We start from the raw sequence: 23,859 nt of genomic DNA on the forward strand, positions 1-23,859 counted from the left end.
GGGGTAAACCCTCAATCCCACCCTTTCTTTAATCGTATTGCTTTGCTCTGTAATCCCGACAAAATTGAGTTTGCAATATGTTCAGGAAAATCAGCAGGAAGTTGATCCCTGACTTTCGTAATGACACTTTCCATTTGCTCATCAAACTCAATGAATATTCTTTCCATTTCAGTACGGTCAAATCCAACCGCTTTAGCTGTCGCGAAAAAATGTCTTGGAAAAATCTGTTCTATTTTATCCTTATTGCCTTTCGTGCCTTTTAAGCTCATGGCTAATTTTGCCTCTCTTGGATTAAGTCCTTTACCGCCAAATACGGGATATACTGACAAAATATCGTAAAAAGGTGTTAATTTATAACGCCCTTCAGGTTCAATAAATAATGAGAAGTTTTTAGCATGTCCATCAGTGGCAGCAAGTAACCAAAATAGAACTTGGCTCTTCATAAATTGATATCTATCTTTCTCTGTATTTATTGACCCTAAAAGATAAGTCATTATGTCGTAAATCCCTGGACCGCCATCCTTTTGATATTTATTTTCAGAGAGCACATTTAACGTTTGGCAGAAGTCTTCTTGGGGTAAACGCATAATCCATGCGTTATCGGCCGAAAATTTACGGTCAAACCGTTCAACCGCAAGTGCCTTCGTTTCTCCCACATTGATAATAGTGCATTTAGGCACATCAAAACCAAACTCTGCGGCTATCAATAAACATAGAAATTCATTTTCTACACTGTCTGACATATCAAGAGTATGAGAATGACTTTGTATTTCACCTATAGGCAATTTGATAATGTGGGTTGTAGGCGTAGTTCTAAGTGGCAAGTACCACTGGTCATTGAAATAAAGTAAGGCAGTTTTTTCTTGAGCCCCTGCAATAGAAATCCTAAAATCATCAACCTCTTCAATCATTCCGAGTGGACTATCTGATTTATATCCGTTTAATACTTTTTCCAACGCTTCATCGGATAATGGTCGATATTCTATTTTTTTAATATCGCTAACATTAAGTTCGTTAGGAACAAGTTGTAATGCACCAACACTGTCTTGTCCTATCTTGGATAGTAAATCAAAAGGCTGTGTCGATTCCGCTCTATATCGCCTAACAACCCGCTTTCGGATCTCTGAATTATCAGGCAATAAGTTATCAAAAAAATTATAAACTTCGTCCCCTTTGTATTCTTGATGCTGAAGTGGCATTGATAAAGAGATAGGACGAGCACCCGGCGTTTCCAACCAGTGAATATCATATTTAAATTGATGCGCTCCAGTACTTAAGCGAATAAATTCACCCACAAGATAACCATTCATATACACATGCAAAGTCGCCATTACCACTCTTCCTTCCATCCGGAGTCTGTGTTTGATGAACCACTTTCATTTCTGGGTTTAATATCGAGTTCTAAATTTAATGCAGATAAAATCTTAAAGAAGGTTTCTAATTTGGTAGAGTCTGGAGAAAGTTCAAAATTGGAGACAGTATCTTGCCGAATACCCACTTTACTCGCAACTTTGCTTTGGGATAGTTTTTTTGTTTCTCTGACATCTTTCATGTAAGCACTAAGTTGCCGAGTATTGGTGACTTTCATTTTGGTACCTACCTTAAGCTCAATAACGTTACACGCTAAAACCGGTAAATATTAGATTACACGCTACAACCGGTAAATGCAATATTACACGCTTTAGCAGGTAAACTAAAATTTACACGTTAGACCGTGTAGAATCGATAGGTATCACGCAAAGCGATTATTTCCCAATACAGAAACTGGAGAAAATGCGACCTAACAAATCATCAGAGGTAAATTCGCCAGTGATTTCGCTGAGTTCGAGTTGAGCTAAACGTAATTCTTCCGCCAATAGTTCGCCAGAACGAGCCACAACCAATTGTTCATAACCTTGAGCCAAGTGAACCGCAGCCGCATTGAGCGCTTGCAAATGGCGACGACGGGCAAGAAAACCGCCCTCGGTATTACCACTAAAGCCCATGGTTTCTTTCAGGTGATCGCGCAGCAAATCAATCCCTTTTTCTTCGCGAGCCGAAAGGCGGATCAACGGATGAGCCGTGTTTTCGATAAACTCAATTGGTTCACCCGTCATATCTGCTTTATTGCGAATCACAGTGACTGGTAATGACTCCGGTAAACGTGCCATAAACTCAGGCCAAATTTCCAGTGGTGTAGTCGCATCGGTGGTGGTGCTATCCACCATAAATAACACGCGATCTGCTTGCTCGATTTCATTCCATGCACGTTCAATACCAATGCGCTCCACTTCATCACTAGCTTCACGTAACCCTGCAGTATCAATAATATGCAATGGCATACCATCAATATGAATGTGCTCACGTAGTACATCACGAGTTGTTCCCGCAATATCAGTGACAATCGCCGCTTCACGACCCGCTAATGCATTAAGCAAGCTCGATTTGCCCGCATTTGGACGACCTGCAATCACCACTTTCATTCCTTCACGCAACAAGCTGCCTTGGCGAGCTTGAGAACGAACGGCTTCTAGGTCAGCCACCACTTCATTCAGCTTGGCTTCAATTTTCCCATCAGATAGAAAATCAATTTCCTCATCGGGGAAGTCGATAGCCGCTTCAACATAGATGCGCAAGTGAGTGAGTGCTTCCACCAATTGGTGGATATGTGAAGAAAATGCCCCTTGCAACGAATTCATTGCCGAACGTGCCGCTTGTTCCGAGCTTGCATCAATCAAATCAGCAATGGCCTCAGCTTGTGCTAAATCGAGCTTATCATTTAAGAATGCACGTTCAGAAAACTCACCCGGATTGGCGATACGAATACCGTCAATGGTCAAAATTCTTCTGAGTAATAAATCTAAAATGACAGGACCACCATGCCCTTGAAGTTCGAGGACATCTTCACCAGTAAACGAATTTGGCCCCGGAAAATAAAGCGCAATACCTTGGTCAAGAACAGAGCCATCCACATCACGAAAAGGGAGATAATCCGCGTAGCGCGGCTTTGGCAATTTACCCAATACCGTTTCTGCAATCAATGCCGCTTTTGGACCTGATACACGTAAAATACCCACACCACCACGACCGGGAGGAGTTGCTTGTGCGACGATAGTCTCGTTGGTTAACATGATGTTTCTCTGTCTCTGAATGAAAAAATTAAGGCGACCTAATTGGTCGCCTTAATACTATGCATATCCCCACCATACTTCAAGTTGCCACCTTCATGCCACTCGAATTATTTAGGGGATACCTTCTTAGGTTTCCCTAAGATTTAATTATTTTTTCGCTTTCTTATCGCGACTATGCAGACCACGTTTTTCCAGACCACGATAGATAACCTGTTGCTGGATAATAGTGACTAAGTTACTCACGATATAATACAGTACCAGACCTGACGGGAACCATAGGAAGAAGATGGTGAACACGACAGGCATGTAGGTCATAATCTTCTGCTGCATTGGGTCAGTAACGGCAGTTGGTGACATCTTCTGAATAACAAACATCGTCACACCCATTAATACTGGCAGGATGTAGTACGGGTCTTGTGCAGACAAGTCTTGGATCCAACCAATGAACGGTGCATGACGCAGTTCAACAGAACCCATCAACATATAGTAAAGTGCAAGGAAGATTGGCATCTGAATAACCAAAGGTAAACAACCACCAAGTGGGTTTACTTTTTCGGCCTTATACATCGCCATCATTTCTTGGCTCATACGTTGTTTATCATCACCAATACGCTCACGCATTGCAGCCAATTTTGGTTGCAGTAAACGCATTTTCGCCATCGAGGTGTATTGCGCTTTAGTCAGCGGGTACATGATACCACGAACGATAAAGGTGATAACGATGATGGAGAAGCCCCAGTTACCAACGTAATCGTGAATAAATTTCAACAATTTAAACAGTGGTTGAGAGATAAACCATAACCAACCGTAATCAACGGTTAAATCTAAATGAGGAGCAACCTCAACCATTTCTGATTGAATTTCAGGTCCAATCCATAAAGTAGATGAATATGCACCCGCGCCGTTAGCGGCGATTGTCACAGGTTCACTCTTGTAACCTATGATAGCGGAGTTTTTATCTAAATCGATGGAATAGAACGTGCTCTTCTCTGAGCTTGCAGGAACCCACGCTGTTGCAAAATATTGCTGCAACATCGCTACCCAGCCGCCTTTTGTGGTGATGCTCAGGTTTTTATCTTCGATATCTCCAAAGCTATATTTTTTATAGTTTGTTTCATCTGAAGAGTATGCCGCGCCACGATAAGTGTGCAATGCAAAGTTGCTGCTACCCGTATCACGATCTGAAGGCAATTGAATGGTTTGTTTCAATTGACCAAAGAAAGCTAAACTTAAAGGTTGAGCGGTTGGGTTTTGAATATTGTATTCAACATCAACGCTGTAATGACCACGTTTTAAGATATACGTTTTCTGATAAACAACACCGTTGTTATCAGTGAAAGTCATCGGTACGCGTAATTCATCTTGCCCATCTTTTAACGCAAAGCTTGCTGCTTCTGCTGTATAAAGAGGACGAACGCCATTGTTATTTGCTGGGTTGTCAGGACCATGAAGGCCAATCAGACCACTTTGAGCCTGATAAACAAAACCGGGTGTCGTTTCCAGTAAACGGAAAGGGTCTTCCGAATGAAGGGTCGCAGGATAGGCTAACAAGTCAGCCTCATCAATATCACCACCTCGTGTATTAATACGAATATCTAATACATCGGTTTTAACCGTGATGAGCTTACCTTGCCCACTGTTTGTCACAGCTTGAGCATCACTGCTTGGCATATCCGTTTGTTGCGTAGTTTGGACAGTTTTTACGTCCTGAGCAACTTTATCGCTCTCCCAGGCCTGCCAAACTAAGAACGATACGAACAACAAAGCGATGAGTAGAAGATTGCGTTGCGAATCCATCGTTATAATTCTCTATTATCATCAGTTTTTTTAGGCGGAACAGGATCGTCTCCACCAGCGTGTAAAGGATGGCATTTTAATATGCGTTTCGCTGTTAACCAACTACCTTTTAACATACCAAACCTGCGCAATGCCTCAATTCCGTAATTCGAGCAAGTTGGATTGAACCGACAACGAGGCCCTAACAACGGGCTAATTGCCAGTTGGTAGCCTCTGATCAACATAATCAGGAGTTTTGAGCCAAGCGACGGTGACGACGCCATAATTTATCCAAAGCTTCGGTGATTTGTCGATTGTCGAGATTAGCGACCCCTTTTCTTACCAATAGCACAAAGTCCATTGGAGGCAACTCGTGTTGATGCAAACGAAAGTATTCACGCGCTAATCGTTTAATACGATTTCGCTCATGAGCTCGTTTAACATTTTTTTTGGCGATGGTAAGACCGATGCGGGGATGCCCCAGCTCGTTTAGGCGACCAAGGATTGTTATCTCTGGGGAACTCGCCCTCTGCGGCTGCTTAAAGACACTGTCGAAATGCCTGGGAGTTAACAAACGTAACTCCCGGGTAAAAGCGAGCGTAACCACTTGTATAGAGGGCTAGCTTTATTACTTAGATGAAACGGTCAGACTAGAGCGGCCTTTCGCACGACGGCGAGCCAGAACTTGACGACCATTTTTAGTAGCCATACGAGCGCGGAAACCGTGTGAACGGTTACGCTTCAGTAGGGACGGTTGAAAAGTGCGTTTCATAACGATTTCTACCTAACTTTAAAATTTATTACTGATTCAGTAAACGCGTTGGCAACCAGTGAAAACTGATTTTACACCTGTGCCTCAGTCGCAACAATATAGAAAGAGGCAGGATTGTAATAAAACATAGGGGGTCACGTCAATAAAATGACGCAATCAAACCACTTTTATTTATAGCCTGGCTGACAGGTTTGCTGACATATGCCGTGACAGTCTACTAATGAGACGATTTTTATACTTACTGACGACTGGCTTTACATTTGTTCTTATAACTAAAAAAACTAAAAATTTTAGTTTTAATCGCAATGCAAAGTTGTTTTATCGCAGCTCGCCGTAAAAATCACATCAGCGCCGCACATCGGGAGAAAGATTATACGGACTCCACCCTAAAGCGCAAGGATCTTAGCGGGATCTAAAAATATTTTTTGATAGTGCAGAATATTTCCAATAAATCGTCTAAAGTTATCCCCAGCCATGTGGAAAAATAATGGCGAATTACGATCAATCAGTGGGTTTAGTCCTTCCAAGAGGTGCCCTAACACATTTACCTGTGGATAAAAAGCATAAAAACTGTGTAAAAGAATGGAGATCTCTTACGAATTTTACGGTATGATCTTGGGTCTAATTATGATCCTAGGATCAATAATATTCGGCAGTGGGTAACACGTAGCGGTTGAAAGTTAATCAAAAAACTTCTCTGGCTCTCTTTTTATGTAAATCTGCCAGTAAAAAATTCTTTGTTATACGCAAAATACTTTAAGCAGCAATGACACTTTCGAGCATGCATCTTGAAGTATGAAGAGTGTAAATCCGTAATTCTTGTTTTATTGACCTTAGTTTAGGGGAGTCCAACGTGTCACTTTCGCTTTGGCAGCAATGTCTTGCCCGATTGCAGGATGAACTACCTGCCACAGAATTCAGTATGTGGATACGTCCTCTTCAAGCTGAATTAAACGATAACACACTGGCACTTTATGCCCCGAATCGTTTCGTCCTTGATTGGGTGAGAGACAAGTACATCAATAATATCAATGAACTGCTCAATGATTTTTGTGGTTCTGACGCACCTGCCCTACACTTTGAAGTGGGCAATAAACCGCTTTCCGTTGCACCTGTGACCCCTCAGGTACGTAACACAAATAATACGCCAGCATTTGTGATGCCGTCATCTGCACCAGTCAGGCCAAGTTGGGATAACTCAACCAAAGCACTACCAGACGTTGCTTATCGTTCAAATGTAAACCCTAAGCATACTTTTGATAACTTTGTTGAAGGTAAATCGAACCAACTCGCTCGCGCAGCAGCAAGACAAGTCGCAGAAAATCCGGGGAGTGCCTATAACCCACTATTCCTTTATGGTGGAACAGGTTTAGGTAAAACGCACTTATTACACGCAGTTGGCAACAGTATCATGCAGCATAAAGCCAATGCCCGCGTGGTTTACATGCACTCTGAACGATTTGTGCAAGATATGGTCAAAGCTTTACAGAACAATGCTATTGAAGAGTTCAAACGCTACTATCGTTCTGTTGATGCATTACTTATCGATGATATTCAGTTTTTTGCCAATAAAGAGCGTTCACAAGAAGAATTTTTTCACACATTCAACGCACTGCTTGAAGGCAATCAACAAATTATTTTGACATCGGACCGCTACCCTAAAGAAATAAATGGGGTAGAAGATCGCTTAAAATCCCGTTTTGGTTGGGGTTTGACTGTTGCGATAGAACCACCTGAATTAGAAACACGTGTTGCCATTCTAATGAAAAAAGCAGATGAGAATAAAATCCAACTGCCTGGCGAAGTGGCCTTTTTCATCGCAAAACGCTTACGCTCGAATGTCCGTGAGCTAGAAGGCGCATTAAACCGTGTTATTGCCAATGCGAATTTTACAGGCCGTGCAATTACCATCGATTTTGTTCGAGAAGCATTGCGTGACCTACTTGCTCTACAAGAAAAGCTAGTAACTATCGATAACATTCAGAAAACGGTTGCTGAGTATTATAAAATTAAGGTGGCCGATTTGCTTTCCAAACGTCGCTCTCGTTCTGTCGCTCGTCCGCGTCAGATGGCGATGGCGCTGGCGAAGGAACTGACAAATCATAGTTTACCTGAAATCGGGGATGCCTTTGGCGGTCGTGACCATACTACGGTACTACACGCTTGTCGTAAAATTGAACAATTACGAGAAGAAAGCCATGACATCAAAGAAGATTTTTCCAATCTAATCAGAACATTATCATCTTAATTGCTATGAAATTTATAATCGAACGCGAGCAGTTATTAAAACCGTTACAACAGGTTAGTGGTCCTTTAGGTGGACGTCCGACTCTACCTATTTTAGGTAACCTTTTATTACAGGTAAAAGAAGGCACCCTCCAACTCACAGGAACCGACCTAGAAATGGAGATGATGGCCAACGTTTCGCTAACTCAAGAACATGAAGTTGGTGCAACGACGGTTCCCGCACGCAAATTTTTTGATATCTGGCGTGGCTTACCTGAAGGTTCTGAAATTCAAGTAGAGCTTAATGATGACCGGTTACTCGTCCGCTCAGGTCGTAGTCGCTTCTCATTATCAACTCTACCTGCAGCCGACTTTCCGAATTTGGATGACTGGCAAAGTGAAGTTGAATTCTCTCTGCCGCAATCAATACTGAAACGGTTAATTGAGGCGACTCAGTTTTCAATGGCGCATCAAGACGTCCGTTATTACCTTAACGGCATGCTATTTGAAACTGAAGGGCAAATGCTCAGGACCGTTTCAACTGATGGGCACCGACTCGCGGTCTGTGCAATGGATATTGGCCAAGAATTGCCTTCTCATTCAGTCATCGTGCCTCGTAAAGGGGTAATGGAATTAATGCGCCTATTAGATGGCGGCGATGCCCTGCTGCAATTACAAATTGGCAGTAATAATATTCGCGCCCATGTTGGCGACTTTATTTTTACCTCTAAGTTGGTTGATGGCCGTTTCCCTGATTACCGTCGTGTTCTGCCAAAAAGTCCGGATAAAACCTTAGAAGCGCGCTGTGATTTACTTAAACAAGCGTTTTCACGAGCGGCAATTTTATCGAATGAAAAATTCCGTGGTGTTCGCTTATATTTCAGTGAAAACCAATTGCGTATCACGGCAAATAACCCAGAACAAGAAGAAGCTGAAGAAATCGTTGATGTCAGCTATCACGGTACGGAAATGGAAATTGGCTTCAACGTCAGTTATATACTCGATGTTTTGAACGCCCTAAAAAGTGAAAACGTGAAGCTTCTGTTAACCGATGCGGTTTCCAGTGTTCAAATTGAAGACGCTGCTAGCAATGCTGCTATGTATGTCGTCATGCCAATGCGTTTGTAATCGTTCCTTATGATTTTTTCGCGTTTATTGATCCGCGATTTTCGTAACATTGAAGATGCCGATCTCTCCCTTGCTAATGGGTTCAATTTCTTAATTGGCCCGAATGGGAGTGGCAAAACCAGTGTACTGGAAGCGATTTACACATTAGGGCATGGACGTGCGTTTCGTAGCATCCAAGCAAACCGAGTGATCCGTCATGAACAAGAACAATTTATTTTACACGGAAAACTCAGTCACTTAGATGCGGAACGCAAAGACCTGTCATTGGGGCTGAGCAAGAACCGTGAAGGCGAGAGCAAAGTCAGAATCGACGGTACTGATGGTCATAAAATTGCAGAATTAGCAAAATTATTGCCAATGCAACTGATCACCCCAGAAGGATTCACGCTGTTAAATGGGGGCCCTAAGTACCGACGTGCATTTATTGATTGGGGTTGCTTTCATAATAACTCGCTGTTTTTCTCCGTTTGGTCTGATTTAAAACGGTTATTAAAACAACGAAATGCCGCTTTAAGGCAAGTGACTCGCTATGACCAAATTCGTCATTGGGATAAACAATTAGCGCCTCTTTCAGAACAAATAAGTCAGTGGCGTCATGAATACATTGCAGGCATTGCCGGAAATATTGAGCAAACCTGCCAACAGTTTTTACCCGAATTTTCATTATCGGTATCCTTTCAACGTGGTTGGGATAAAGACATTGATTATTCGGTGCAATTAGAGCGCCAATTTGAGCGTGATAGAGCACTAACCTATACAGCCTCCGGGCCACATAAAGCTGATTTGCGCATAAGAGCAAATGGTACTCCCGTTGAAGACATGCTTTCACGCGGTCAGCTAAAACTTTTAATGTGTGCATTAAGGTTAGCGCAGGGTGAGTATTTCACCCAACAGAGCGGGCAACGATGCCTGTATCTACTGGATGATTTTGCCTCGGAACTTGATTCAGGCCGCCGTCAATTATTGGCAGCACGTCTCAAGGCTACGCAAGCTCAGGTGTTTGTCAGTGCCATAACATCAGAGCAAGTAAATGACATGATTGATGTAAACAGCAAGATGTTTAGCGTAGAACATGGCAAAATAGAAGTTCAACCTCAGGAATAGAAGAGCAGGAAACGTTGATGTCGAATACATATGACTCCTCAAGTATCAAGGTATTAAAAGGACTGGATGCGGTGCGTAAGCGCCCGGGCATGTATATCGGTGATACAGACGATGGAACAGGTCTTCATCACATGGTCTTCGAGGTTGTCGACAACGCTATCGACGAAGCCCTCGCAGGTTTTTGTGACGACATCCTTATCACTATCCATGCTGATAATTCTGTCTCCGTTCAGGATGATGGGCGTGGTATCCCTACGGGTATCCATGAAGAAGAAGGCGTGTCCGCAGCAGAAGTTATTATGACTGTTCTGCATGCTGGCGGTAAATTTGACGACAACGCTTATAAAGTCTCCGGCGGTTTGCATGGAGTTGGTGTTTCTGTTGTTAACGCCTTATCTGAAAAACTCGAATTAATCATTCGTCGTGACGGTAAAGTTCACGAGCAAATCTACAAACATGGTGAGCCACAAGGCCCACTAACGGTTGTCGGTGAAACTGATATAACCGGAACTCGCGTTCGCTTTTGGCCGAGTATGGATACCTTTAAAGGGATCACTGAGTTCGAATATGACATTTTAGCAAAACGCTTACGTGAGCTGTCATTCCTAAACTCAGGTGTTTCTATCAAACTCGTTGATAAACGTGATGGAAAAGAAGATCACTTCCACTACGAAGGCGGAATTAAAGCCTTTGTTGAGTACTTGAGCCGCAATAAAACCCCTATTCATCCAAACGTGTTTTATTTCTCTACTGAAAAAGATGGTATTGGTGTAGAAGTTGCGATGCAGTGGAATGACGGTTTCCAAGAAAACGTTTACTGCTACACTAATAATATCCCTCAGCGCGATGGGGGGGCTCACCTTGCCGGTTTCCGTGCAGCGATGACGCGTACGCTAAATAACTACATGGAAAAAGAAGGCTATCAGAAAAAAACTAAAGTCAGCGCTACAGGTGACGATGCCCGTGAAGGTCTGATTGCAGTTATTTCTGTTAAAGTTCCTGATCCAAAATTCTCCTCTCAGACCAAAGAAAAATTGGTTTCATCAGAAGTGAAAACTGCGGTTGAAACTCAGATGAATGAAAAACTGGTTGAGTATTTATTGGAAAATCCAAGCGATGCAAAAATCGTTGTGGGTAAAATTATTGATGCTGCCCGTGCTCGTGAAGCTGCACGTAAAGCACGTGAAATGACACGTCGTAAAGGCGCATTGGACTTAGCAGGTCTGCCGGGTAAACTGGCTGACTGTCAGGAACGCGACCCCGCATTTTCTGAACTCTACCTTGTGGAAGGGGACTCTGCGGGCGGCTCTGCAAAGCAAGGCCGTAACCGTAAAAACCAAGCAATCCTGCCGCTAAAAGGTAAGATTTTGAACGTTGAGAAAGCGCGTTTTGATAAAATGCTGTCTTCTCAAGAAGTCGCCACCCTGATCACCGCATTAGGTTGTGGTATCGGTCGTGATGAATATAACCCAGATAAACTGCGTTATCACAGCATCATCATCATGACGGATGCTGACGTCGATGGTTCACACATTCGTACGCTACTATTAACCTTCTTCTATCGTCAAATGCCTGAAATCGTTGAACGAGGCCATATTTATATTGCTCAGCCACCACTGTATAAAGTGAAAAGAGGCAAGCAAGAACAATATATTAAAGATGATGAAGCGATGGATGATTATCTTATCTCAATCGCCCTTGATGGTGCCGAGTTGCATGTCAATGCAGATGCGCCTGCAATGAAAGGCGAGCAACTGGAAAAATTAGTTGTTGAGTATACTGCTGCGCATCGTATTATCCGTCGTCTTGAGCGTCTCTATCCACAAGCGCTACTCAATAGCCTTGTGTATCAATCAACACTGGTTGAAGATGACCTTAAAAACAGTGAACGTGTTGACGAATGGACAAAAACATTAGTTCAGCGCTTAGAAGATAATGAGCAAGCAGGTAGCACTTATAGCTATTTTGTTACTGAGAATCGTGAACGCCAATTGTTTGAACCGACCATTCGCATCCGTACTCATGGTGTCGACACGGATTATAACCTCGACTTTGATTTTGTTCACGGTAGCGAATATCGCCGTATCACTCACTTAGGTGATTTAATCAGTGGGTTGATTGAAGAAGGCGCATACATCCAACGTGGTGAGCGCCGCCAAAACATTGAAAACTTCGAAGATGCGTTGACTTGGTTAACCCGTGAATCACGCCGTGGTCTGTACGTACAGCGCTATAAAGGTCTTGGAGAGATGAACCCAGACCAACTATGGGAAACTACCATGAACCCAGAGACACGCCGTATGTTGCGAGTCACGGTTAAAGATGCGATTGCAACTGACTTACTGTTCACCACCTTAATGGGTGATGCCGTTGAACCTCGTCGTGCCTTTATCGAAGAGAATGCACTGAAAGCAGCGAACATCGATATCTAATAACAATATTGAATGCTCAATATTGATAAATAGCCCCTCGTTAAACTGAGGGGCTATTTTTTTAATTTATTTTTCTTGTCGTTATATATTAAAAAACAATTAATTTATAAAATTGAAAAATGGAACAAATCAAAATTCCAATGTAGATTACCAATAAAATGTTCGATTAAAAAACCAATGAATAACGAATGAAATCTGAATATTATTGTCATTTAAACTTAACACTCTATAAATAAAATCTGGCGTACCAAAAATCACCACTTTTTATTATAGGACTATCATGAATATAAATTTTATTTCCTCGGTTCTAATATCGATTTCAATTTCATTTATTAACCCATCCGCCGCCAACACCGACCAATTAACCATTGAAAAAGACATTATTAATAAGAGGAATGGCTGGCTTGATAATATTAAAAAAAATATTATTAATGAAACGCCTGTCAACGATTCAAAAATCGCACAATGGGATAAATTAATTAGTAATGAGTACACTAAAACTTCAGGAGAACGAAAAGCACTCGCCGAAAGAGACAAATCACAAAATGAAAATTATCTTTTCAATACTTATCAAGATAAAATATTTGGAGAAAATAAACATCCGATTAGTTTAAATAAAAATATCGATTATCATAACATTAGGATTTTGTATGATTCAGCAACGCGAGCCTATGACAATAATAAAAAGCGGCTACGCTCCATAGACTTTATACTTAAAGATCACTTTCAGAGAGGACGTCCCTACCAAGTTATCGATGATAATGGAAACTATCACGATAATTATTCTAAAATAAAAGGCTCATCCTACCCCAGTGGACATACTTGGAATGGTTTTAAACAGGCTTCTACCCTCGCCGTTATCTTTCCAGAAAAAGGCAGTGAGATTTTTGCACGAGCCATTGAATATGGGGAAAGCCGCGTGATTGTTGGCGCACATTTCGCAACAGATACCATTGCATCACGAGTGGGTAATTATTATCTATTAGCCCAACTACTATCTAATGATGAAATAACAAAATCATTTGTAGCATCCGCCAAAAATACACGAAGCCAGATATCTTCCTTATGCCAAAAAGAGATTAAACATTGTTTAGCGCCATCCGATCATAATATCAAAAGCAATTTAGGTGATTACGAACGAGGTAGTAATCAAATAGCATCAAAAATAATGCCTAATGACCTACCTAAAGAATCAAATTATTTACTACGCTTACGCTTTCCTTATCTTAATGAAAAACAGCGACAAAGCATTTTAGCGAGTACCGCTTACCCGAGTCATTCAATTGCAGGCTGGAATATTAAAAAAGGCAACCCTAATAGCTATTGGGGATTGATTAACTTACCTAAAGCTTATAATGGCCCCGCTTATTTATACGATGACTTTATTGTAAATCAAAGCACCAATGATTTTGATATTGCTAATTTTGGTGAATTTGATGAATGGAAAAACAACATTAGTGGAAATGGTAAGTTAATTAAAAAAGGGAATGGTACACTTATCTTGTCAGGTGAAAATAACTTTTCTAGTATTGATGTTACTCAAGGTCAATTAATCTTAACAGGAAAAAATAGTTATACCCAAAAGTCGACCATTAATAGTGGGTCATTACTTGTCAAAGGCCAACTCAATTCACCATTAGAGGTCAATCATGGCCAACTCATATTAGGTGATGGACAGATTAACGCCCCCGTTAGCGCTAATAACATGGCTATTATTACCGGCAATGGGCATGTACGTCAGCTAATGGTTAATCGTGGTGCAACTGTTTCTCCAGGACACTCAATTGGTACAATTAAAATCTTCGATACCGTGACTTTCCAGCCCGATAGCAACTATTTAGTAGAGATTAATACCAAAAATAAAAGTGACCAAATTACTAGCCAAGGCGTTGCTATCCTCAAAGGTGGCACAGTTCAGGTTTCACTCGAGAATAAACAAGACAGCCTTACTCAGAAAAACATCAATGACATGTTCAATACTCAATACACAATTTTATCCGCCGATAAAGGCATTGTGGGTAAATTTGATCATGTAAAGCCCAATTATCTGTTTATCGGTGCAACATTAGATTACTCACCGAAAGATGTGACGCTTAAATTAGGTCGTAATCACACGACTTTTGCCAGTATCACAGCAACTGAAAACCAAAAATCGGTAGCACACGCCCTCGATAATCTTCCGGCAAGTCACTCTCTTTATCAACGTATCTTAAAAAGTGATTCAAAACGGGATGCACAAACGGTATTTAGTACTCTAACAGGACAAATACATGCAGATGTATTATCAAACCAAATAAATCATAGCCGACAAATTAGAGAAACGCTGTTAGAACAGACGCGCTTATCTGAATCATTAAATAAAACAAAAGAACTGAATGATAACAGAGGGAATGTATGGACAAAAATTCTCTATGATTGGGATAAAACGACTCATGATGGTAATGCTAACGGCTACACATCATCGACTTATGGTGTATTTGTCGGGGCAGATCAACACTTATTAAACGATAAGGTCACTCTCGGTTTAGCGGCGGGCTTTACGCAAACTACGCTATCTGCACAACAGAGTCAAAGTCACAGTAATAACAGCCATTTAGCGGTTTATGGCGGGTTATTACTAGACCCTATCATCCTTAGAGCTGGGTTAGGGCATAGCATTCATCGCATTCAGACTAACCGTTCAGTTTACAATGGATCACAATTAGCCAATAACTCGGCTAATTATTATGCAAATACAAGCCAATCGTTTATTGAAATCGCATATCCATTTAGTCACAAAGCAGTCAATATCGAACCGTTCACCCGCTTCGCCTATATTAATGCAACAAATAATGCCTTCAATGAACAGCGTCGCGAAACATCCCTACAAGGGCGTAAACAACATACTGATACCGTATTATCCACATTAGGTCTTCGTATTGGTAATCAATGGAAGTTAGGTCAAAAATCAAGTATTGACCTGAATGGGGAGGCCAGCTGGCAGCATCAATATGGTCGTCTAGATAGACGTATCAAGCTGAACTTCACGGATACAACATCATCATTTATATCACAGTCCGTACCCGCATCACCTCATGGACTCACAATGAAAATTGGCGCAAATATCAATATAAATGAAAGCACTAAGCTAACATTTGACTATAATAAACTCATATCAAAATATTATAGTGACAATAATATTGATGCAAAAATATCAATCGTCTTTTAATTAAGCTATCCCTCTCATTTTATTGGGGGGGATTCTTTGTCATGACTTAACATCACGCTATTTTACAGTTTTTTACGCCACTATTTTGATTATCTTATCTTTTTTCATGTTATAAACACTCCGTACTCAACGTTAATCAAATGTAATATCAAAAAACGATATAGCATCTTTAAACAGAAAACAAAGCAAGGTCAGCGATACATAAAAAGACAAATGATGATACGCCAATTAATTGTTCCACTTTATTTTTTATTGATATCCATTATTCCAATGTTATTCAGTGGGGATATCAGTCTAGTAGCAAACATCGCGATAGTGGTTTCAGGCACACTGATCATGATGTTATGTGCCGGTGTCTATCGCTTTATACTCGGTAAGGTCTTTACTGCCTTTGCTGGGATATTGTGGGCGCTAAACTTATCAGTCTCTTTCTTCTTTTATCAAAAACACGATATTCAATTTTCATCTTCTATTGCCGAAACATTTATCAACACCAATAGCAGTGAAACTGTCGGCATGCTTTCTTACAATATCGGTTATGTGATTTTTTATCTTCTTGTTTTTGCAGTTTATTTTATTAGCATTCATCATTTTTCCAAATATGTCACTCGCCAAGGTATTATCGCCAGTAGCGCGCTGTTATGTGGATATTTACTGTCTATACCCCTGTACTATTCTTCTTTACTAACAAAACCCGATAGCCATTTGCTGCTCGGGGAAAAATACTTACTTCATACTCCTTTTTATAATGCTGCGGCACTCGTAAAAAATTTATATGAAAACCGTGGGATCCGAAAAATATCCTCACAAATTGTCTCTTTTAACTATGATAAAAAAGAAACTGATGCTGAAATTTATGTTTTGGTGATCGGTGAGTCTGTGCGTCGCGATCACATGAGCCTGTATGGCTACCAATATGACACAACACCAAACTTGAATAACCGTAAGCCTCAAATGTTAAATTTTGAGCAGGCCTATTCCCCTGCGCCTGTCACCATTTTATCTGTTCCTATTTCATTATCTAATATTCGCTTTGAGCAAATGCAGGATAAAAAACACTATGCCGATAACATTATTTCTTTAGCCAATCATGCCGGTTTTAAAACCTATTGGCTGAGTAATCAAGGGAAAACAAATAAAAAAACCAGTGTGATTTCAGCAATAGCAAGCATGGCTCAAAAGAAAAAATGGAATGAATTTGTCGGTTATGATGAAGAGTTATTCGACTACTTTGATGAGGTACTCAACGATACAACATCGCAAAAAAAATTAATTGTTTTGCATACCTATGGAAGCCATGAACCGGCTTGTAATCGCTTCCCTCAAGACGAGTTAAAAACATTTAGTGGGCTAGAAGATGACGATTGTTACGATAGTTCTATTGCCTATACTGATAAATTTTTAGATAAATTAATGCAACAACTTGATGGTAAACCCGCGACACTGATGTATTTCTCTGATCACGCCCTGCAACGATTAGATAAAGATAATAATGTGCATTATCATCATGGGGTGAATAACCCAAGAAAAGAGTCGTATGAAATCCCATTATTTATTTGGTATAGCCAGACGACCTCAAAACCATCATTAAATACTGCGGCACTCAATGCACCCTATTCAACTGCCAATAATTATTGGCTAATCAGTGATTGGCTAGGAATAAAACAGCGTGCTTCACAAGCCTGCTTATCGCCACTAAGAAGTTGCTATCAACCCCAAAAACAGATCAAGGTCATTGATGGGAACCGAAACCCTTTACCCATAGGGACATTACCTTCGGAAAAAATAGATCCCCAATGATAAGTATTCAATAAAAAACTGTACCCTAATCAGTCATCATTAACTTTTCGGATACAGTTTTAATGTTTCAAATATCACGTGCTACCCGTGATAAATTAAAAACCTACAATAAGATCCTTAACATACGGCGTAGGGGCTCAGCAGCTCCCCACAACAATTGGTCACCGACCGTAAAGGCTGATAAGTATTCTGGCCCCATATTCAATTTACGCAGACGGCCTACTGGTGTACTTAGTGTTCCGGTTACTGCCGCAGGAGTTAACTCACGCATGGTAATTTCACGGTCATTAGGCACTACTTTTACCCATTCGTTATGGGAAGCAAGAAGTTGCTCAATTTCTTTCAGCTCAATGTCTTTTTTCAGCTTCAGCGTGAATGCTTGGCTATGACAACGTAATGCCCCAACACGAACACACAAACCATCGACCGGAATGATATTTTTCCCCGTCGCTAAGATTTTATTGCTCTCCGCTTGGCCTTTCCACTCTTCACGGCTTTGACCATTTTCCAATGCTTTATCAATCCAAGGGATCAGGCTACCCGCTAACGGAACACCAAACGCATCGGTAGGCATTGAACCGCTACGGGTAAAGTCTGTGACTTTTTTCTCAATGTCTAAAATAGCAGAAGCTGGGTTTTGTAACTCTTTCGCCACTTGAGTGTGCAAAGACCCCATTTGGGACAGCAGCTCACGCATATTACGTGCACCCGCCCCTGATGCGGCTTGATAGGTTGCTACAGAAGCCCATTCAACTAAGTTGTTAGTAAACAAACCACCTAAAGACATCAGCATCAAGCTGACCGTACAGTTACCACCAACAAAGGTCTTAATGCCGTTATTTAATCCATCTTGGATATGCTGATGGTTAACTGGGTCAAGAATAATAATCGCATCATCTTTCATACGCAAAGAAGAGGCAGCATCAATCCAGTAGCCATTCCAGCCGGATGCGCGCAGTTTTGGGTATACTTCATTGGTATAGTCACCGCCTTGGCAACTAATAATAATGTCTAATGATTTTAGTGCATCAATATCAAAGGCATCTTGTAAAACGCCGCGATGACCGCCGAAAACAGGGGCTTCAGTACCCTGTTGAGAGGTCGTAAAAAACACAGGATGAATCGCATTAAAGTCACCTTCTTCAACCATTCTCTGCATCAACACTGAGCCGACCATGCCTCGCCAGCCGATAAATCCTACATTTTTCATTCTATTCACCCTGTCTATTTAAAATTTTGACTCAAGAAATTTCTAGTTTCGACTTTATTGCCCTTAATAAGCCGTATTTTTACAAAACTTATCCGCAATAATGAAAATCGAAGCTGGAAACTTATCGGCTGTATTAAAACTGACAAAATATGCACCGGTGTGCAAGTGAATTTCATCACTAATAATAAGAAGATTAGTAATTACGCTAATGATCGAAAAAATTTAAGTCCTTTTTTCCAAATTGGAAAACCGCCTTTTACAATTAATCAATATATTGATTAGCTACTTGAGCTTAAAATCAGGCTTATTTATCATCAAGATATGGTTGTAATCATGAACAAATATGTTCTTTTTAGTTTTTGGATAATCCTTATTTATCCTTTAGGCGTTGATTTACACTTAACAGGCATCCCACTTATCGCAATTGATTTACAAGCCAATGAAAGCCAACTGCATATGGCTTTTTCTATCTATCTTGCTGGAATGGCATCAACCATGCTCGTTGCAGGCTGGTGCGCGGATCATATAGGACGAAAACCGGTCATACTCGTTGGCGCTACCTTTTTTGCAATCGCATCCATAATGGCGGGGTCTGCCTCAACCATTACCGTATTTTTAGCGGCTCGTTTCTTACAGGGAATTGGGGCCGGTTTTTGTTATGTCGTAACATTCGCATTATTACGTGATGTGCTATCTGCACAAGTGCGAACAAAAGTTTTATCGGCAATGAATGGAGTCACCTGTATTGCCCCGGTACTTGCGCCTGTTATTGGTTTCGCTATTTTGTTGTTTTTTCATTGGTCAGTTATGTTCTACTTTATGGCGGCCTATGCCATATTAAGTATCATATTCTGCTTAGTGAGCATCAAAGAAACCAAACCGACTATCGCCTTAAATACCGCAAAAACTTCATTAGAGGTTAATGATTCGAGTGAAAACTTACTCAACCACTTTTTTGTTTCTCGTTTAATTATTTCCTGCTTTGGTATGGCAGTGATCTTAACCTATGTAAACGTATCGCCAATTATTTTGATGGGTAATCTCCACTTTACAACGGGGCAGTATTCTACCGCGATGACCTTATTGGCGATGGTTAGTATGGCAACCTCCTTTTTAATGCCAACGCTAATTTCTATTTTTAGAAGCCAAGCTATTTTATATGTCGCTCTTTGCTTATTTTTATTTAATGCCTTAATTTTATTGATATATCTATTTTCATTCGATCACTTAGCGCTGTTATTCATTGCTTTTGCTTTTTGTGGCGTTGGTTTTTCGATGCTATTCGGGATAATCATGAGCCAAGCCCTATCGCCTTTTACTAAAAGAGCAGGAATTGCCAGTTCTGTTCTCGCCATTTCTCAGCTCAGCTTTGCTTCATTTTATATTTGGATGATGGGTTGGATTGGCGTACAGTCACTCAATATGCTTTTTATCATCTTACTTGCAGCTGGTACGCTAGGAATAATATTACTAAAAATACCCGCTCCTCAGGCCAGTAAAAAGGTAGCCATCTGTGAATAAGTTATTGCATCGACTCGATTTAAATTTACTCGTTATTTTGCAATATTTGGTTGAAGAGCGCAGTGTCAGCTTAGCCGCAAATCGGCTGTCAATTACACCATCTTCTGTCAGTAAATCATTGGCAAAGTTACGTAATTGGTTTGATGACCCATTGTTTATTCGAAGCCCGCAAGGGCTTGTCCCAACACCACTGATGCACCAAATTGAAAAGTCTTTACCTGAGTTTTTGAATTTATCTAATTATATTGCAGGTATTCGCGACACCGAAAAGCCAAGGGGAATGAAATTTCGCTTAATGATGGAAGCACCGCTTAATCTTCTCATGTTGCATGATTTATCATTGAAAATACTAAACCAATACCCAGAATCAAATGTGAGTGTCCGTGATTGGGATTACAACTCCCTTGCCAGTATTATCGCTGGTGATGCGGATATCGGGGTTTTAGGACGAGAAAGCTACTACAAGTCTAAAGAATCGATTAGTGCTATTCCTAATATTTTAAATTTTGATTTATTATTCACCGACCGGCCTCTCGCCTTTATTCGGCGAGATCATCCTCTATTAGATGAAGAGTGGAACTTAGCTAATCTATTAAAATACCCGCATATTAGTACTGAATATGGTAACCGTATTCCTTGGGCTCTCGATGACCTATTACAAAGTATGGGGTTAACCCGTCATATTCATTTATCTTATTCATCATTCGAACAATCGCTATTAATGTCCTCTCATTCAGAACATTCATTGATCACCTGCGCACCAGGCTACTGCCAACACTATGTGAATGAATTTAATTTGAATTTAGTTTGCCGCCCCCTTCCTATTGATGAAAGCTTATATCAACAATTAGAAATTCCTTTCTTAATGCTTTGGCACAAACGAAATGCTTATAATTCAAAAACTCAGTGGCTAAGAGAACAAATAAAAATCGGCGTATCCTCCTTTATAAATCCACAATAAAAAAAGCCACTACAGTGAGCATAATCTGTAATGGCTAAATCGATAAAAAATACAAAGATACAGGTATGTTTAACAGGAAAAATAATCGCTAACGCTTTTTCTTACCGCCTTGCACCGCCTTAAAGCGTGGGTCCGTTTTGCAAATAACATATACTCGGCCACGGCGACGCACCACTTGGCAATCTGGATGACGCTGCTTTGCCGTTTTCAATGAACTCAATACTTTCACGCTGGCTTGTCCTCTTTCTGTAAAAATCGAGCAAAACGCTTCTGGAATTGAGCCGTTTTACCTTCTTGTGAAATCATTTTTTGTTTGCCGGTATAAAACGGATGTGATTGAGAAGAAACATCCAAAGTGACATACGGAAATGTTTGCCCTTCAAACTCGATTGTTTTCGCCGTTTTAATGGTTGAACCGACTTTAAAATATGCATCAGCACTCGTGTCATGAAAAACCACAGTGCGATATTGAGGATGTATACCCTGTTTCATAATGACCACCATATGTAATGTTATAATATAACAATATCTAATTTAAAATAATGGTGCAATCATTTTATGCGAAGCTGAACAAGTTTTCGTGTCTTCATTCCACATGTAAAAACAAAAAGGGTTAGCTTTTCAATTAGCTAACCCTTTTATTAATACGTTATTTTAAAATAATTTAATTAACGATAACTCTGTGATAGCGGAATTTCGGGATCTGGCTGATGAGTAATGCGATTTCGCAGATCTCTACGGATAATCTCAATAGACCAAAACCATACGATATGACCAAATATTTCCGAGAAATATTCATCAAAAGGTAATTCAGTTAAAGGCGGCGTTAAATTTAATAATGGGAAGCTAATACCATGCACTGCAACAGTTGCAAGTAAGCCTGCCATAGCACCTTGCCACATTTTTACCTTAGGAAAAACTTCCGCGACAACGCAGTAACCGATAGCAAATACCAATGAAAAAATAATGTGCGTTATCATCACTGGATTAATTATATGCTCTGAAAAGGTATAAACCGTTGAAGTGGGGTCAATGCCAAGATAATCCCGTAAAAATAGATATGGCGGATTAAATTCATTGCGCCCTCCGGTAAATGTTCTTGGTGGAAATGGCACTTCCGCGCCCCATTTAACAAAAGCCGAAACTATTCCCCCAATAATCCCAACAATAAATGCAACACCAAATCGACGTCGACACTTATCAGTAGTAAAAAAGAATTTACTAGACATAAACCACCATAATTTAAGTTAAATAGAGATTTACTTATCTTCTTTTTTAGCCACTCAGTAAATGATTAACATCAATAAAAAGGTAATAATGAAAAATATATTTGAATTAATCACCTTAAATGATGCCCTTTATGCTTAATTAAAAATAAATATCAAAACACTAATTTATCCTAAGACAATCTTTTGTATAATTGAGTCATTACATTCTTACATTTATTATTTATCAAATAGATACGTTAATCTTCATGATAAGAAAACCACAAAGGAAAGATGAAAATGTATTACGGCTTTGATATGGGCGGTACAAAAATTGAACTTGCGGTATTCAGTCAAGATTTAAATCAGATATGGCAAAAACGTGTTCCTACACCAAAAGAAGATTACCAAGCGCTTCTTAATGTATTTCGTGATTTAACCGCAGAAGCGGACAAAAAATTTAATTGCCAAGGAAAAGTCGGGGTGGGTGTACCCGGTATTGTTAATCATACAAAAGGGACGGTATTCACCACGAATGTCCCTACCGCACAATATAAACCCTTAATTCATGATTTAGCCCATATCTTACAGCGCTCAGTCAAAGTTGATAATGATGCGAATTGCTTTGCCTTGTCAGAAGCTTGGGATCCTGAATTTAAACATTACCCTAGTGTACTTGGCTTAATTTTAGGCACTGGCGTAGGGGGTGGATTTGTCATAAATGGAAAAGTGCTACCCGGAAAAAATGGCATTGCAGGTGAAATTGGCCATATGAATCTAAGCGTTCGCGCAGCCAAACTTTTAGATGATAAGGTACCTGAAATCACCTGTGGATGTGGCCAAGTTGCCTGCTTTGAAACCTATCTATCAGGTCCTGGTTTTGAGCGTATCTACTCCGCTTTTACCGGTGAAAAACGTAGTGCAATTGAAATTATTCAACTTTATAAACAAGGTGATAACCAAGCTAAACAGCATGTTGAACGCTATATAACTGTACTTGCCATGTTTATGGGACAGGTCGTCACCGTGCTTGACCCTGATTTGGTCGTCATTGGTGGTGGATTATCACAATTCGAAGATATCTATCGGTTATTGCCTGAAGTTCTTCCTCAATATCTCTATGGCATCGCAACCTTACCCACTATCGAGAAAGCACGTTATGGCGATTCTGGCGGAGCTCGAGGCGCAGCTTTTCTCAACTTAATCGACTAAACCGACTAAACCGACTTTTACACTCCATTTCGAAATTTTTGTGATGGAGTGTTTATTTCCTCTCTTATTATTTACCACCAAAACGCGTCTCACAAAACCATCACCACAAGTGATAATAATTATCATTTAAAATTAAAAAGTGATAAAATTACCATCAATCAATGACTTCCCATTATAGATGTTATTTTAAGAAT

General features: G+C 40.4%; 20 protein-coding genes. 9 read left to right on the forward strand and 11 right to left on the reverse strand.

The window, feature by feature from the left end:
• Positions 1-11 precede the first annotated feature (11 nt).
• From M998_RS10540 to rpmH, 7 genes are all read right to left on the reverse strand, one after another.
• On the reverse strand, positions 12-1,331 hold the full coding sequence (locus tag M998_RS10540; RefSeq protein ID WP_068908749.1) for a type II toxin-antitoxin system HipA family toxin: 1,320 nt from the start codon (positions 1,329-1,331) through the stop codon (positions 12-14).
• Positions 1,331-1,588 (reverse strand): helix-turn-helix domain-containing protein, encoded by a 258-nt coding sequence (locus tag M998_RS10545; protein ID WP_068437935.1) that lies wholly within the window; start codon positions 1,586-1,588, stop codon positions 1,331-1,333. Before M998_RS10545 ends, M998_RS10540 begins: the two co-directional genes overlap by 1 nt.
• A 157-nt stretch (positions 1,589-1,745) precedes the next feature.
• Positions 1,746-3,110 carry a tRNA uridine-5-carboxymethylaminomethyl(34) synthesis GTPase MnmE gene (mnmE, locus tag M998_RS10550; protein WP_068437934.1) on the reverse strand — a complete coding sequence of 455 codons (1,365 nt, stop codon included), beginning with the start codon at positions 3,108-3,110 and terminating at the stop codon, positions 1,746-1,748.
• Positions 3,111-3,257: 147 nt separating this feature from the next.
• Positions 3,258-4,907 carry a membrane protein insertase YidC gene (yidC, locus tag M998_RS10555; RefSeq protein ID WP_068437931.1) on the reverse strand — a complete coding sequence of 550 codons (1,650 nt, stop codon included), beginning with the start codon at positions 4,905-4,907 and terminating at the stop codon, positions 3,258-3,260.
• 2 nt (positions 4,908-4,909) lie between these two features.
• Positions 4,910-5,170 (reverse strand): membrane protein insertion efficiency factor YidD, encoded by a 261-nt coding sequence (gene yidD, locus M998_RS10560; RefSeq protein WP_068437928.1) that lies wholly within the window; start codon positions 5,168-5,170, stop codon positions 4,910-4,912.
• Positions 5,134-5,493 carry a ribonuclease P protein component gene (rnpA, locus tag M998_RS19305; RefSeq protein ID WP_073889908.1) on the reverse strand — a complete coding sequence of 120 codons (360 nt, stop codon included), beginning with the start codon at positions 5,491-5,493 and terminating at the stop codon, positions 5,134-5,136. The genes yidD and rnpA overlap by 37 nt, the downstream gene beginning before the upstream one ends.
• A gap of 21 nt (positions 5,494-5,514) precedes the next feature.
• The gene (gene rpmH, locus M998_RS10565; RefSeq protein ID WP_068437925.1) at positions 5,515-5,658 is read right to left on the reverse strand and encodes a 50S ribosomal protein L34; all 144 of its coding nucleotides are present in this window, start codon (positions 5,656-5,658) and stop codon (positions 5,515-5,517) included.
• Between the two features lie 853 nt (positions 5,659-6,511).
• Here rpmH and dnaA point away from each other — a divergent pair.
• The 6 genes from dnaA to M998_RS10595 all read left to right on the forward strand — a co-directional run bounded on the left by dnaA (position 6,512) and on the right by M998_RS10595 (position 17,556).
• A complete protein-coding gene (gene dnaA, locus M998_RS10570) occupies positions 6,512-7,906 on the forward strand; it encodes a chromosomal replication initiator protein DnaA (RefSeq protein ID WP_068437921.1) in 1,395 nt (464 codons plus the stop codon).
• A gap of 5 nt (positions 7,907-7,911) precedes the next feature.
• Positions 7,912-9,012: a DNA polymerase III subunit beta gene (gene dnaN / locus M998_RS10575; protein ID WP_068437916.1), complete on the forward strand. Its 1,101-nt coding sequence runs from the start codon at positions 7,912-7,914 to the stop codon at positions 9,010-9,012.
• 9 nt (positions 9,013-9,021) lie between these two features.
• Positions 9,022-10,116, forward strand: a complete 1,095-nt coding sequence (gene recF / locus M998_RS10580) for a DNA replication/repair protein RecF (protein ID WP_068437913.1) — start codon at positions 9,022-9,024, stop codon at positions 10,114-10,116.
• Between the two features lie 17 nt (positions 10,117-10,133).
• Positions 10,134-12,548, forward strand: a complete 2,415-nt coding sequence (gene gyrB / locus M998_RS10585) for a DNA topoisomerase (ATP-hydrolyzing) subunit B (protein WP_068437910.1) — start codon at positions 10,134-10,136, stop codon at positions 12,546-12,548.
• A 280-nt stretch (positions 12,549-12,828) separates the two neighbouring features.
• Positions 12,829-15,756 carry an autotransporter domain-containing protein gene (locus M998_RS10590; RefSeq protein ID WP_068908751.1) on the forward strand — a complete coding sequence of 976 codons (2,928 nt, stop codon included), beginning with the start codon at positions 12,829-12,831 and terminating at the stop codon, positions 15,754-15,756.
• A 213-nt stretch (positions 15,757-15,969) separates the two neighbouring features.
• Positions 15,970-17,556: a phosphoethanolamine transferase gene (locus M998_RS10595; RefSeq protein ID WP_375342649.1), complete on the forward strand. Its 1,587-nt coding sequence runs from the start codon at positions 15,970-15,972 to the stop codon at positions 17,554-17,556.
• Positions 17,557-17,659: 103 nt separating this feature from the next.
• Here the strand turns inward: M998_RS10595 and asd are convergent, their stop codons facing one another.
• A complete protein-coding gene (asd, locus tag M998_RS10600; RefSeq protein WP_068908753.1) occupies positions 17,660-18,766 on the reverse strand; it encodes an aspartate-semialdehyde dehydrogenase in 1,107 nt (368 codons plus the stop codon).
• A gap of 333 nt (positions 18,767-19,099) precedes the next feature.
• Here asd and M998_RS10605 point away from each other — a divergent pair, with 333 nt between their 5' ends.
• Positions 19,100-20,287, forward strand: coding sequence for an MdtL family multidrug efflux MFS transporter (locus tag M998_RS10605; protein ID WP_068438284.1), 1,188 nt, complete (start codon positions 19,100-19,102; stop codon positions 20,285-20,287).
• On the forward strand, positions 20,280-21,248 hold the full coding sequence (gene yidZ, locus M998_RS10610; RefSeq protein WP_068908755.1) for an HTH-type transcriptional regulator YidZ: 969 nt from the start codon (positions 20,280-20,282) through the stop codon (positions 21,246-21,248). The genes M998_RS10605 and yidZ overlap by 8 nt, the downstream gene beginning before the upstream one ends.
• 88 nt (positions 21,249-21,336) lie before the next feature.
• On the opposite strand, the gene ykgO is transcribed toward yidZ, so the two are convergent.
• From ykgO to M998_RS10625, 3 genes are all read right to left on the reverse strand, one after another.
• Positions 21,337-21,477: a type B 50S ribosomal protein L36 gene (ykgO, locus tag M998_RS10615; protein WP_068437899.1), complete on the reverse strand. Its 141-nt coding sequence runs from the start codon at positions 21,475-21,477 to the stop codon at positions 21,337-21,339.
• Positions 21,474-21,740, reverse strand: a complete 267-nt coding sequence (locus M998_RS10620) for a type B 50S ribosomal protein L31 (protein WP_068437896.1) — start codon at positions 21,738-21,740, stop codon at positions 21,474-21,476. Before M998_RS10620 ends, ykgO begins: the two co-directional genes overlap by 4 nt.
• A gap of 176 nt (positions 21,741-21,916) precedes the next feature.
• Positions 21,917-22,477 (reverse strand): YagU family protein, encoded by a 561-nt coding sequence (locus M998_RS10625; RefSeq protein ID WP_068437892.1) that lies wholly within the window; start codon positions 22,475-22,477, stop codon positions 21,917-21,919.
• Between the two features lie 276 nt (positions 22,478-22,753).
• On the opposite strand from M998_RS10625, the gene nagK reads away from it, so the two are divergent.
• Entirely contained in the window at positions 22,754-23,665 is a 912-nt protein-coding gene (nagK, locus tag M998_RS10630; RefSeq protein WP_068908758.1) for an N-acetylglucosamine kinase, read from the forward strand.
• The last annotated feature ends 194 nt before the right edge of the window (positions 23,666-23,859 follow it).

The organism is Providencia heimbachae ATCC 35613 (assembly GCF_001655055.1).
Taxonomy (GTDB): domain Bacteria; phylum Pseudomonadota; class Gammaproteobacteria; order Enterobacterales; family Enterobacteriaceae; genus Providencia; species Providencia heimbachae.